12 protein-coding genes are annotated in these 12,913 nt (G+C 71.2%); 1 reads left to right on the forward strand and 11 read right to left on the reverse strand.

Translation table 11 applies throughout. The annotated features are described in order from the left end of the window. Positions 1-69 precede the first annotated feature (69 nt). Both HD597_RS54855 and HD597_RS54860 read right to left on the reverse strand, forming a co-directional pair. Positions 70-807: a hypothetical protein gene (locus tag HD597_RS54855; RefSeq protein WP_253756075.1), complete on the reverse strand. Its 738-nt coding sequence runs from the start codon at positions 805-807 to the stop codon at positions 70-72. An 84-nt stretch (positions 808-891) separates the two neighbouring features. Next, the gene (locus tag HD597_RS54860; RefSeq protein ID WP_253756077.1) at positions 892-1,830 is read right to left on the reverse strand and encodes a beta-ketoacyl-ACP synthase III; all 939 of its coding nucleotides are present in this window, start codon (positions 1,828-1,830) and stop codon (positions 892-894) included. A 78-nt stretch (positions 1,831-1,908) separates the two neighbouring features. Here HD597_RS54860 and HD597_RS54865 point away from each other — a divergent pair, with 78 nt between their 5' ends. After that, the gene (locus HD597_RS54865; RefSeq protein ID WP_253756080.1) at positions 1,909-2,526 is read left to right on the forward strand and encodes a TetR/AcrR family transcriptional regulator; all 618 of its coding nucleotides are present in this window, start codon (positions 1,909-1,911) and stop codon (positions 2,524-2,526) included. 173 nt (positions 2,527-2,699) lie between these two features. Here HD597_RS54865 and HD597_RS54870 read toward each other — a convergent pair whose 3' ends face one another. The 9 genes from HD597_RS54870 to HD597_RS66310 all read right to left on the reverse strand — a co-directional run bounded on the left by HD597_RS54870 (position 2,700) and on the right by HD597_RS66310 (position 12,901). Beyond that, on the reverse strand, positions 2,700-2,912 hold the full coding sequence (locus tag HD597_RS54870) for a hypothetical protein (protein WP_253756082.1): 213 nt from the start codon (positions 2,910-2,912) through the stop codon (positions 2,700-2,702). Positions 2,913-2,949: 37 nt separating this feature from the next. Next, positions 2,950-3,300, reverse strand: a complete 351-nt coding sequence (locus tag HD597_RS54875; RefSeq protein WP_253756084.1) for a nuclear transport factor 2 family protein — start codon at positions 3,298-3,300, stop codon at positions 2,950-2,952. A 4-nt stretch (positions 3,301-3,304) separates the two neighbouring features. After that, positions 3,305-3,622: a DUF3140 domain-containing protein gene (locus HD597_RS54880; RefSeq protein WP_253756086.1), complete on the reverse strand. Its 318-nt coding sequence runs from the start codon at positions 3,620-3,622 to the stop codon at positions 3,305-3,307. Between the two features lie 40 nt (positions 3,623-3,662). Further along, complete coding sequence (locus HD597_RS54885; RefSeq protein WP_253756088.1) at positions 3,663-4,109, reverse strand: YdeI/OmpD-associated family protein; 447 nt, start codon at positions 4,107-4,109, stop codon at positions 3,663-3,665. Between the two features lie 422 nt (positions 4,110-4,531). Further along, positions 4,532-5,548: a LacI family DNA-binding transcriptional regulator gene (locus HD597_RS54890; RefSeq protein WP_253756090.1), complete on the reverse strand. Its 1,017-nt coding sequence runs from the start codon at positions 5,546-5,548 to the stop codon at positions 4,532-4,534. Between the two features lie 89 nt (positions 5,549-5,637). Further along, the gene (locus HD597_RS54895) at positions 5,638-5,907 is read right to left on the reverse strand and encodes a sulfurtransferase TusA family protein (RefSeq protein ID WP_253756092.1); all 270 of its coding nucleotides are present in this window, start codon (positions 5,905-5,907) and stop codon (positions 5,638-5,640) included. Between the two features lie 44 nt (positions 5,908-5,951). Further along, positions 5,952-6,773 (reverse strand): alpha/beta fold hydrolase, encoded by an 822-nt coding sequence (locus HD597_RS54900; protein ID WP_253756094.1) that lies wholly within the window; start codon positions 6,771-6,773, stop codon positions 5,952-5,954. Positions 6,774-6,866: 93 nt separating this feature from the next. After that, positions 6,867-8,906: a sensor histidine kinase gene (locus HD597_RS54905; protein WP_253756096.1), complete on the reverse strand. Its 2,040-nt coding sequence runs from the start codon at positions 8,904-8,906 to the stop codon at positions 6,867-6,869. A 62-nt stretch (positions 8,907-8,968) separates the two neighbouring features. Continuing rightward, positions 8,969-12,901 carry an Ig-like domain-containing protein gene (locus HD597_RS66310; RefSeq protein ID WP_253756098.1) on the reverse strand — a complete coding sequence of 1,311 codons (3,933 nt, stop codon included), beginning with the start codon at positions 12,899-12,901 and terminating at the stop codon, positions 8,969-8,971. Between the last annotated feature and the right edge of the window lie 12 nt (positions 12,902-12,913).

Genomic DNA, 12,913 nt, shown 5'->3' on the forward strand with positions numbered 1-12,913 from the left:
TGCGCGCCGAGTCAACAGTACGCACCCGCGCAACCCCGCCGTACCGGCGGCCAGAGGTCGTATCGGGGCTCAGAGGCCGAGCCGGTCCCGCAGCAGCTCGACCGGCAGGTGCGGCACCGTGGCCTCGCTGAACTCGGGCAGCCCGACGAGCAGCTCCGCCTCGTCCGCGTACAGCCCGGCCACCGCCGCGTACCCCCTGCTCTGCCGCGGCTCGATGTTGTAGTAGCTGCCGTTGCCGTACTGGATGCGCACGCTCTCCAGCGCCGGCCGAGCGCTGGCCAGGCAGGCCCCCATCGGCAGCCCCAGCTCGGTCGGCGAGGTGAGCGTGTGGGCGTTGCCCGCCACGACCAGCGCGGGCTCGATGTGCGCGGTCAGCACCCGCTCCGCCATCAGCGCGTCCCGCTGCGACCAGTCACCGGTGAACATCCCGCCGTCGAACAGCGTGACCGACAGCCCCGGGATGGCCTTGAGCACGGCGAAGTGCCCCGCCGTCACGCGCCCGTCGCCGAGCCACCACAGCGGATGGTCGAGCCCCGTGCCGTCGGCCAGGTAGACGTCGAGCTGCGCCTTGAGGTTCTCCGGCCACTCCAGGGCCAGATGGGTCAGCTCAAGTGCCCGCATGAGGCCGAGGACGATCAGCGGGTTCTCCCTGACCCCGTGCACCTCGCCGAGCAGCAGCAGCCCCGTCTCCTGCAGCGAGCGTCTGGCCCGCTCGAGCGCGCTCTCCTCGACCGCGAGCTCGTAGTCGTCCGTACGGAATTCGGCGACGGCCTCGAGCAGGCCGTCCAGCGTGTCGACGCCTGGCATGCTTCCACAGTGTTCGCACTCGTCGCTGAGCGCAACCACCAGGACCCCTCAGCGAGGGATCCGATCCGTCGCCGAGGGCCGACGTCAGGGGCAGCGGACGACCATGCCCGCGTAGGACAGGTTGCCGCCGAAGCCGAACAGCAGCATCGGCGCCCCCTGCGGCACCACTCCGCGCTCCAGCAGCTTCGACAGCGCGAGGGGCACGCTGGCCGCCGAGGTGTTGCCCGACTCCACCACGTCCCTGGCGACGATCGCGTTGACCGCGCCGAGCTTGTCGGCGATGGGATCGATGATGCGCAGGTTCGCCTGGTGCAGGACCACCGCCGCCAGGTCCTCGGGCCGGACGCCGCCGCGCTCGCACGCCTGCCTGGCGATGGCGGGGAGCCGGGTGGTGGCCCAGCGGTAGACGGTCTGGCCGTCCTGGGAGAAGCGGGTCGGGGCGCCCTCGATGCGGACGGCCCGGCCCAGCTCGGGCGCCGAGCCCCAGACGACGGGGCCGATCCGCGCCTCCTCGGACGCGCTGACCACGGCGGCGCCCGCGCCGTCGCCCGTCAGCACGCAGGTGGTCCTGTCGGTCCAGTCGGTCACCGCGGTCATCTTGTCGGCGCCGACGACCAGGGCGTGGGTGGCGGCGCCCGCGCGGATGGCGTGGTCGGCCTGGGCGAGGGCGTGGGTGAAGCCGGAGCAGGAGGCGCCCAGGTCCATCAGCGCGCCGCCCGGCACGCCGAGCCGGGCCGCCACGCGGGAGGCGACATTGGGGGCGCGCTCGGTCTGGGTGCAGGTGGCGACCAGCACGAGGTCGAGGTCGGAGGGGTTCAGGCCGCTGCCGGCCAGTGCCTTGGCGGCGGCGTGCGTGGCCAGGTCGGCGACGCTCTCACCGTCCTCGGCCACGTGCCTGGTGCGGATGCCGACCCGCTTGCTGATCCACTCGTCGCTGGTGTCCACCAGCTCCGCCAGGTCGTCATTTGTCATGATCTTGGCGGGTTGGTAGTGGCCTGTGGCGACAAGTCGTGATCCACTCATGCGGCGGACTATAGCAAGCGAACGTTCGGACGCTAAAATGTCCCGTGTGAACGCTTCACCAACGGACGGAGACCTCGCATGAGCCCGCGCAGGTCGGTCGCCGAGGCGCTGGGCACGCGGGCGGCCATCCTCGACCGCTCGGTGGCCGTCGCCTCCGTGGAGGGGCTCGAAGGGCTGACCATCGGCCGGCTCGCCGCCGAGCTGGGCATGAGCAAGTCGGGCGTGCTCGGGCACTTCGGCTCGAAGGAGGCGCTGCAGCTCGCCGTCCTGGAGCGGGCGGACGGGATCTTCCTGGCCGAGGTGTGGGAGCCCGCCGCGCCCGCCGCGCCGGGGCTGGTGCGGTTGCGGGTGCTCTGCGAGGCGTGGATCTCGTACCTGGAGCGTCAGGTCTTTCCCGGCGGGTGCTTCTTCGTGGCGGCGGCGCACGAGTTCGACGGCCGGCCCGGGGCCGTGCGGGACGCGGTGGAGAGCCGGTTCGAGGCCTGGCGGAGGCGGCTGGGCAAGGAGGCGGGCCGGGCCGTGGACGCGGGGGAGCTGCCCGCGGGCACGGATCCGGAGCAGGTCGTGTTCGAGTTGCTGGGCGTGGTCATGGCGTTGAACCACGCGATCCAGCTCCACGGCGACCAGCGGGCCGCCGCCCGCGCCCGCCGCGCCGTGGAGACCCGCCTGATGCCCGCCGGCGAGAGACCCGCCTGACACCCGCACGCGGGAGACCGGCCGACCTGACACCCGTCGACGGGAGACCCGCCTGACACCCGCCGGCATGGACCCCGCTGACGGCGGCCGGCCCGCGCCTCGCCTTGGGCCTGCGCGGCGGAAGATCCGCATGGCGGTGGCGCGGGAGTGCCCCGCCTGGCTGCTTGCTGTGGTTACTGGGTCGAGAGACGGTCGAACAGGGCCAGTGCCGCCTGCCTTACCTCCTCCGGCGAGACGCCGTCCAGGGTCTGCCTGGCGTCGGCGATGTCGCGGGTGGTGGCCAGCGTGATGGCCACGGACGAGGCGGCGGCACGGTCGATCGATCCCGTCGGGGCGGCGTCGGCCAGTTGCTGGGCGCTCGCGGCGAGGTCGAGGTTGTCTCTCAACGGATCTCCTCGGGTGAAGACGGTTCGGCCCATTGCATCACTTGACATCGTGCCGCATCCACCATTCGGTGAATTCCCGGCATCGCCCGTCGGGGGCGAACCGTATCACCCAGAGGTTGCTGTACGTTTTGTCCGGATATGTCGTGACTCCTTGGATGACGCTCACGTCCTCCGTCACGCTCACCGGATGCCACTCGAATGTGGCCTCACCAGGCTTGTCCTGTCGTCCCAGCCACTCGCGGACGATGTCGTCCCGCCCCTGCCACGGCGAGCTGTACGGCTCGGTGTAGTAGACCGCGTCCTCGGTGAACAGGGCGGCGATGTCGTCGGGATCGTTGGAGTTCCACGCGCGTACGTAGCCCTCGATCCACGGATGTGGCTGGACCATGGGGTCATCCTCTCAGCGGGTCGTGACCTACGGACATGAGCTCGCGCCGCGAGTCGTCATCCGTACGGTCACCCATGGTCTCGACAAGCTCCACGACCTGGCGCATCACGTCGATATCGCTCTTGGTGAGGTCGCCCTTCCGCTTGCTCAGGACGTGCAGCACACCCCGCCCCAGCTCGTCGATGCCCAGGTCGGGATCGGGCGGGAAGCCCTCCTCGCCTGCGGCCTCGGCGAGCAGGTACGAGCGCAGTTCCTCGGAGTTCATGTTGACCGCCCGATGGAACTCGTTCCAGAGCATGTCGGTGTCGAAACCCTCAGTCATACTCGCCCGCCTACCCGCCACGCCCCCCGTTACGCACCCGTCACCCCTCGCCGCCTGCGAGCTTGGCCACCGTGTCGGCGACGCGCCGCTGCCGGGTCTCGGGCTTCTTGGCGCCCTCGACGTTCAGCACGTGCCACCTCCTGCGCGAGTAGGACAGGCTCTCGAAGAACTTCTTCGCCTCGGGCGCCGCGTCGAGTGCCGCGGCCAGGTCGCCGGGCACCGTCACCTCGCGGGGCGCCGTGTCCAGTGTGAGCTCCACCTCGACCTCGTCGCCCGCCGCCACGCCGCAGCCCTGCCGGTTCTCGGCGCTGAGGGGCAGCAGGTAGCGGCCGCCCATCGGGGCCACGGTGCTCCGGTAGGTGTAGTCGTTGATCGTCACGTTGACGGCCGGGCGCTTGCCGCTCCCCAGCTCGTCGACGATCCCGGCGGGGACCTCGAAGCCCGTGGCGGTCTTGCCGGCCAGCTCGATCGTGGTGCGGAATCTCATCGTCGAACCCTCTGGTAGGGGAGTGGCGTCTGATGAAGAGGGTAGAAGCCGACAAAAAAAATTGTCAACTGCTACGGTCACGAATCGCTGTATTTCGTATCTCGTTTAGGTACGGAGGTACTCAGGGCGTACGTTCCCGCCTCGGTCATCATGGAGTCGCCTCGGCGCGGGGGACGCAGGGGCGGCTCCACAGAGAAATGCCGCGAGGAGGGGACGGCACGTGTCACGGGCCTGGACGGGCGGTCTGCCAGCCGCGGTCCCCGCCCGTGACACGTGCCGGACGGGGTCATGGCGGAAGGCCGCGCGCCGGACGGGCTGCGCCCTGGACGGGCTGCGCGCCGGACGGGCTGTGACAGAAGGGCTGCGTGCCGGGCGGGCCTGTGGCGGGAAGGCTGCGTGCCGGACGGGTCTGTGGCGGAGGGCTACGCGCCGGAGTGGGCGGGGCCGGTGCTGCCGCGTGGCGTGAGGATGGCGGCCTGGTCCTCGTACGGCGGCACGTCCTCGCCCGCAATCAGCGCGAGCAGTCGCTGCGCGGCGTGCGCGCCGTAGGCCGGGATGTCGCGGGTGAGCGCCGTCAGCGGCGGCCGCACCACCTGGGCCAGCGGCGAGTCGTCCCAGGCCACGATGGACAGGTCGCGCGGCACCTCCACCCGCATCTCCTGCGCCACCGACAGGCCCGCCACGGCCATGATGTCGTTGTCGTAGACGATGGCGGTGGGCCGGTCGGGCGAGCTCAGCAGCCGCCTGGTGGCCCTGGCGCCCTCCTCGCCGGTGTAGTCGGTGTGCACGATGACGTGCTCGGCCACGCCCTCGCACGCCTGCCTGAACGCCTGGTCGCGGACCGTCGTGTGGACCAGCTCGGGCAGCCCGGCCACCCGCGCGACGCGGCGGTGCCCCAGCGCGACGAGGTAGCCGACGGTCTCGCGCACGGCCTCGCCCTCCTCCGACCAGATGGCCGACAGCGAGCCCGACTCGGAGGGGTGGCCGATCACCACGGCCGGCATGCCGAGCCGCTCCAGCTCGGCCACGCGGGAGTCGTCGTAGTGCAGGTCGACCAGGAACACGCCGTCGATGCGGCTCTCGCCCCACCAGTGGCGGTAGACCTCGCTCTCCTGCTGGTGGCTGGTGACGACCTGGAGCAGCAGCGCGTACGAGCGGTCGGCGAGCACGCCCTCGATGCCGCTGATCAGCTCCATGAAGAACGGCTCGACGCCCAGGATGCGCGCGGGACGGCAGAGCGCGAGCCCCACGCAGTTGGCCCTGGCGCCGTTGAGCGCGCGGGCCGCGCTGTTGGGCCGCCAGCCGATCTCGTCGGCGATGGCGATGATCCTGGCCCGTGTCGCCTCCGACACCCCCGGTTGCCCGTTGAGCGCGTAGGAGACCGCCACCTTGGACACTCCCGCCCGGCTGGCGATGTCGGCGATCGTCGGTCGCTTCACGGACTCCCTCTCTGAACCGGATAACCCTCCACACTGTAGGACACCCTGCCCCCCTGGCATGGTGCCCCTCCCGTACAGGTGTTAACCGCTTAAGTCGCGTGCCAAGGCTTGGAATCCTGCGTCTCCTTGGCGGCCTCGGCCACGCGCAACGCGTACGTGGGCCGCTCCGCCCCCTCCACCGGCCCCAGGTACGTGTGCCCGGTCAGATGGCACCACGCGGGCAGGTCCACCGGAGCGGCGGGATCGGTGGCGATCAGGTGGATCACGGCGCCCGGTCCCGCGGCGCGCACGTGGGCCCGCAGCTCGATGAGCAACTGCACGCAGAGCTTGTCGCCGCCGTCGACTACGAGATCAGGCATGCGTATAGGAAACCACCACTCCGGCCCCGCCTGCGCCGCAGCCCTCAGCGGACGGAGCAGATCGCGTCCTCGATCACCCGGGTGACCGCCTGGGGGTGCGAGACGAGCGTCAGGTGCGAGCCGCCGGCGAACTCGGTGACCTTGGAGCGGGCCCGCTTCGCCATGGCCCGCTGCGAGTCCGGAACGATGATCTGGTCGCCGGTGGCGATGAAGTACCAGGAGGGGATCTGCTGCCAGGCCGCGGCCTTCGACGGGGTCGTGAACGCGGCCGTCGAGGCCGCCCGCTGGGTCGCCCAGAGCTGGTGGGCCGTGTCCCTGGGCAGGTCGGAGGCGAAGGAGCGGACGAACACGTCCTGTTTCAGGTACAGGTCCGTCGCGTCGCCCGCCGCGCCGGAGTAGGCGGCCCGGTCGTACAGGGTGGCCGGGTCGCCGCCGAGGGCCGAGCCGGAGCCGCTGAGCTGCGCGGTCGTCTCGCCGACGGCCGGCGCCGCCGCGTTGACGTACACCAGGGCCTTGACGTCCGGGTCGCCCGCGGCGGCGTTGGTGATCACCGAGCCGCCGTAGGAGTGGCCGACGAGGACGACGGGGCCGGAGAGCGTGTCCAGGAAGTCGCGTACGGTCCGCGCGTCGCCGGTCAGATCGCGCAGCGGGTTGCCCACCGCGCGCACGAGGTGACCCGCCCGCTGCAGGGCCAGGATCTCGCCGTTCCAGCTGGAGGTGTCGGCCCAGGCGCCGTGGACCAGCACGACGGTGGGCCTGGCGGAGCCGGGCGTGGGGCACGGAGCCCGCCGTTCCGCCGCGGCCGGCGTCACGGCGGTCGTGGACACCAGCAGCAGGACGCAGGCCGGCACGCTGAATCGCGTCATATGCGCTCACCTCCGTATGAACACGTCCTCCCACGCTGCCCAGAGCTGGTGGTCCGGCCGTCAAGCGACCGCTCCTGCCAGGTAAAACCCCGGTCAGGAGCGGAGGCTCACGCCGGCCGTCAGGAGCGGCAGCATGACCTCGACGCGGGTGCCCGCCCCAGGCTCGCCGGTCACCACGCAGATGCCGCCCAGCTCGGCCGCCCGCTCCCGCATCGAGCCCAGCCCCACGCCGGCCCGGTGCGAGGCGGGCAGCCCCTTGCCGTCGTCGGAGATCAGCACCCGCAGCACCGGCTCCTCCCGCCGCAGCACGATCCTGGCGCGCGACGCCTCGGCGTGCCGGCGGATGTTGGTCAGCGCCTCCTGGACGATGCGGTAGACGGCCACCTCGACGGCCGCGGGCAGGTCCGTCAGGTCTCCTTCGACCTCCACGTCGATCGCGGTGTCGGGCGAGGACTGCCCGGCCAGGTCGCGTACCGCACGAGCGAGGCCGAGGTCGTCGAGCGCGGGCGGGCGCAGGCCGTACACGAGCTCGCGGATGTCACCGGTGACGGCGCTCATGCCCGCGTGCAGGTCCCGCAGCAGCTCGTCGGCGGCCTCGGGGGAGCTCTTCAGGGTCAGCCGGGCCATGTTGATCGTCATCGCCATGGCCGAGAGGGTCTGGCCGAGGCCGTCGTGCAGGTCGCGGCGCAGGCGGCGGCGCTCCTCCTCGCGGGCCGTCAGGATGCGCTCGCGCGAGCGTTGCAGGTCCGCCGCCATGCGCACCGCGTGCGCCACGTCGGCCGCGTACGGGGTGAGCGTGGCCAGCACGCGCTCGTTGTGCGCGGCGGGGAAGCGGCGCGGCCCGGGCGGGCCGACGAGCAGGCGGCCGACCCGCGTCCCGTGCCAGACCAGCGGCACCTCCCGCGGCTCGGCCCCGACGTGGCCGCTCTCCACGTAGCGGGGCTCGCCGTCGGCCACCTCCACGGCCACGCCCTCGACCGCCAGCCCGTCGCGCAGCACGCTCACCACGGAGTTCAGCGCCCTGGCCGGGTCGGCGCCGCGCACGGCCTGCGTCAGCCGCTCGGCCAGCACGCCGGGGTCGCCGACCGCCCCGTACAGCAGCCGGTCCACGGCCCGCTGCAACACCCGCCGCAGCGGCTGGAAGAACGCGCCGGCGAACAGGGCGGCCGCGATCCCGGCCACCTGGTGGTAGCCGGAGACGACCACGCTCGACAGCGTGCCCGCGCCGAAGTAGACGAGGCTGACCACCACGACCACGCCGGCCGCCACGAAGGCCCGGCTGATCACGGTGTCGATGCCGTAGAGCCGGTAGCGCATCACCGCGAACGCCACCGCGAACGGGATGGCCGCCGCCCAAGCGACGGCCGGCCACATGAACACGGGCCAGATCGCGGCGGCGATCAGGAACACGATGTACCCGGCGAACGCGAACAGCGGCCAGCCGATCTGCCGCCGCCCGACCGGATCGGCCCGCCGCAGCCGCAGCGCCAGCGACAGGGCCGCCAGCGCCATCGCCGTGTAGATGCCCGTCCAGCCCACGGCGGCCAGCAGGTCGATGTACGGCGCCAGCGCCGGTATCGCGAGCGGGTTGGGGATGACCTCGGGATAGGGGTAGCCCTCGGGCGACGGCTGCGGCCTGAACAGGGCGCGCGCCGCCGTGGCCGTGATCGCCGCGCAGCCCAGCCACAGAGCGGGCCGCCAGCGTTGGGAGGGCAGCCGGCCGTTCGGCGAGTACAGCGGCATCACCATCGTGAGCGTCAGCCCGCACACCGCCCACCCGATCTGGCTCGGAGCCCGTAACCACCCGGCAACGGCCATCTCGCCGTCGGCGGCGGCGCGGAACATCAGCGCCTGGGACACGTCGCTGACGGCCGCCGCCAGCCCGCCGATGGACATCAGCCAGGCCATGTTCAGGCGCGGACGGTGGTAGATGAGGAACGCGCCGACCGCGGGGAAGGTGATCGTGACCGCGGACTGCGGGGTCACGGTCCGCTCCGGTGACCACTCGGCGGGCAGGCCGCCCCAGATGAGCAGGGCGGCCACGGTCAGGATGGGCGAGGCCACCGCGATGAGGGACGCGACGGCGACCGGTCCCGTCAGACGCCTGGGCGTGTTGTCGGCGAGTTCGGCCATCGTGCTCTGTCCCGCTCCTGTCCTGGCCCCGCGAAACGGGCGGGGCCAGGACAGAATAGGCGCTACTGGACGGTGACGGTGGTCTTCGCGGTCACAGTTGTGCCCGTCACCTGTCCGGACACGGTGAACGTGCCGGGCTGGGCGTACCGCTCGGGATCGACGGACTCCCAGGTGACGGCCACCGAGCTGTCCTTCGACCCGTCGTTGTACGTCGCCACGACGGTCTCCGGCAACGACGGGGCGACCCCGGCCCGGGTCGTGACGCTCTCCTCGGCGATCGAGGTGATCGTCACCGCCGCGGTGGCGCGGACGTACACCGTCGCCTGGGCGGGCTGCCGCACGCCCTCGGCCAGGCCGGTGATGGCGAAGCTGGTGCCGCCCGTCCTGACCTGCTCCGGTGTCACCTGCTGCCAGGTGACGGCGGCCCGGCCGCGGGAGCCGTCGGCGTACAGGGTCTCGACCGTGGCGGGAAGCCGCGGCAGCGTGTCCACCAGGGTGGGCACGTGGACGGGGCGCACCGAGTCCGGCGGCACCTCGTACACCTTGACCTCCAGCAGGCCGACCGACGCCCCGCCCGACTCGAGCTGCACGCGCAGCCGCGAGGTGGTGACGGTGTCGAAGGAGACGGTGTTGTAGGCGTCCACGGCCTTCGGGTAGGACTGGGCGCCGGTGACGTTCTCGAAGGAGTCGCCGTCCCACTGCTGGATCTTCCACGAGGCGGGCACGCGCACGCCGCCGCCGTCGTCGAAGAAGTACACGTCCGCCTTGTTCACCTGGACGGGAGCGGGCCAGTCGAGCTGGACCCACTGGGTGCCCTGCTGCGGCCAGGTGCCCCAGCGCGGGTTGGCCGCGTCGTTGGAGCGGGGCGGGTCGATGTCGTCGTTGATCGCGGCGACGCGCTCCCACGGTGAGGTGTAGGAGGCGGTGGGCGTGGCCTTGGGGGCGATGTTGACCTGCGTGGCCTGGTCGGTGGCGGTGACGTTCACGGTGGCGGTGGTGCTCTTCGCGCCGTCCGTGGCGGTCAGCTCCAGCGTGTACGGCCCCGGCGCCGAGAACGCGACCACCGTGGCCGGCCCGGTCGGATCGGTGAAGTAGGCCTCACCCGGCCCGTCCACCTTGGCCCACTGCATGGACAGCGTGCTCTTGGGCAGCGCGTCGTCCTTGACCACGGCCTCGATCCTGGCCTGTCCTGGGCGGGTGAACGCGGGATCGACGACGGGCACCACCTGGGGCGGCAGGTTGGACACGCGGCCGGCGGGCAGGCCCGTACGGTAGGCCTGCACCTCCTTCACGCTCGCGCCCCCAGCCAGCACCCGCAGCTTGGCGGTGGTCACGGCGGGGAAGCGGATCTCGTTCAGATTCGCCCGGGGATAGGCCGGGGTCCTGTCCTGTCTGGGTACGTCCTTCCAGGTGCCGCCGTCCTGGTACTGCAGGGTGTAGAGCGCGGGGTCGAGTCGGGTCTTGCGGTCGTTGTAGAAGTACAGCCGCACCGTGTCGACCTTGCGCGCCGTGCCGAGGTCCACCTCCAGCCAGTCGCCGCCGCCCCAGTAGGGCTCGTTGATGGTGAAGCCGTCCACCGCGCCGGTGGGGTCGCCGGTGGAGGCGGTGGCCGATGCGACCAGGTTCTGGCGGGTGGAGCGCAGGTCCACGCCGGCCTTCCGGAACAGGTCCTCGACGCGGTCGCCGGTCAGCCTGACCTCGGTGGGCGACTTCAGCGAGGGAGCCTTCTCGGCGTGCACCACGTCGCCGCCCTCGACCTTGCCGGTCCGCGGGTCCCAGGTGGCGTGCGCGAGGCCGGAGAGCGTGACCTTGCGCTTGCCGTCGATCAGGATCGAGTACCCCTCGGGCACCCCGGCGTAGTGCCGGGTGCCGTCGCCCGGCTTGTCCCAGACGATGGTCAGGTCGGCGCCGCGGTAGTTGACGCCGTTGACGGTGAAGTGGTCCCAGCCGATGTCCACCGGCCACAGCTCGACCTTGCCGTCCGAGCGCGGGCGCAGGCCCATGACGTCCTCGATGACGGTCCAGTTGCTGCTGCCCAGGATCGTGTGGTGGATCCAGGAGCGGTAGCCGATGGTCTTGGTCTGCGGGTTCCAGTTGGCCCAGTACTCGTTGGCGTCGGGGTAGCGGGTGTCGCCGCCGACGTACTGCGACCAGGCGTTCCAGTACAGGAGCTGCTTGTACTGCTCGGCCGTGATGTACGGCGTCTCGTACTGGCGCATCGCCTTGGAGAACAGCGCGAAGTTCCGGGTGGAGTTGATCTGGGAGAAGTTGTTGGTGCCGGGGTGGCCCGCGGCGGCGGCCTCCGCCTTGTCCTTCTGGTTGGCCGTGTACGCCGGGAAGATCGGATATTCCGCAGGATCGGCCCACAACCTCAGCGCTTCCCGATATTTCGGGTCGTCGGTGGGCACGAGGCCGGCGGCGTACGGGATGTAGTTGTTGGACTCCTTCCACGGGATCAGGTTGCCCGTCTGCAGGTCGCGGTGCTTGAACAGCTTGTTCTGCTCGTCCCACAGCAGGGTCAGGACGCCGTTCTTCACCTTGTCGGCCACGCCGCGCAGCTCGGCGGCCTTCGTGGCGTCGCCGGCCAGCTCGTACGCCTGCGCCGCCGCCATCGCGTTGGCGTAGACGTAGGCGCCTTCGAGCCGCTCGTTGGCCCGGTCGTAGTAGTGGAACGACACCGCGTCGGCGTCGTTGCCCGTCATGGCCTCCCAGTCGTACTCGATGACCCCGTTGTCGTTGGAGTCGTACGCGTCGAGCTGCCCGTACACGTCCTTCTCGGCGTACCTGGCCAGGTTGCGCAGGATCGACGGCTGCCCGCCGTGGAGCTGGTAGCTCTCCAGGGCCGCGGCCGAGATGTACTGCGTGTAGCTGTTCGACCAGTTCTCCGGGTCACCCGGGTTATCCGTGTATTTCGAGTTACGCGACACCTCGCCTGCCGACACCCACGGCCCGTACGAGTAGATCGGGTCCCGCAGGTACTTCAGGTCCTGCACGAACATCGGCACGGTCAGCACGATCGCGTTGTTGTAGCCCAGAGCGCCCTCGACCGACGTGGGGAACTGGAAGTCGTTGCCGGGGATGTCGGCGTCGAGGAAGTTGAAGCGCATCAGCCACCAGCGGTAGTAGACGAACTTCTTGATGTTCTCGTCGGGCACGTCGATGTAGGGCAGGTTCTCGGCCCACCAGGCGTTGTAGTCCTGGAGCTGGCGGCGCAGCGCCTGCTCGGGCGAGCGGCCCTTGTACCCGTCGTACTCCGCGCGCGACCTCGGCAGTTCCTCGGTGACGAAGCCCATCTGCACCTTGGCCCGCACGGTCCCGCCCGGCTCGACGGTCAGCGAGCCCTTCAGCGCGCCGTCCGACACCTTCAGGCCGTCGCCGCTGAGCCTGGGGAAGATCGTGGTGAGCTTGTTCTTCGCCCACACCGCGCCGGTCAGCTCCCGGTCGCCGTCGGCCTTCCTGGCGTACGGCGAGGTGACGGTGACGGGAACGGTGCGCGGCTCCGCGCCCGTGTTGGTGATCTCCAGGGTGGTCACGGCCACGTTCTCGTGGGTGATGAACTTCTTGACCCCGACCGCGAGCCCCTCGCCCGCGTACTGCCCGGTCCAGTGGCTGGGCATCTGCAGGCGCTCGGCCACGTCCTCGGTGAGCGGGGCGCCGAGCGAGATCTCGTACGCGTCGCGGTTGTCGATGCTCTCCCAGTACGCCGCGTACCCGCCGAAACCGAGCACCGACGGGTCGTGCTCCTTCATGAACAGCGCCCGCCCGCGCGTCATCAGCCACGGCCCCGCCGGATCGTCACCGGGGCGGGCGAGCACGCGGTCGATCCAGTACGAGTCGCCGCCCTTCTCCTTCTTGTAGATCTGCTCCATCATCCTGCGCGGGTGGTAGCCCACGGGCTCGTCCGGCACCGGGTCGGCCCCGGTGAAGACCGGCATGCCCAGGGCCTCGTCCGCGTGCGAGGGCGCCGTCCCCAGCGCGGCTGTGAGCGCTAACACGGCTAAGCACAC

This window comes from Nonomuraea thailandensis (assembly GCF_024172165.1).
GTDB classification, from domain to species: Bacteria; Actinomycetota; Actinomycetes; order Streptosporangiales; family Streptosporangiaceae; genus Nonomuraea; species Nonomuraea thailandensis.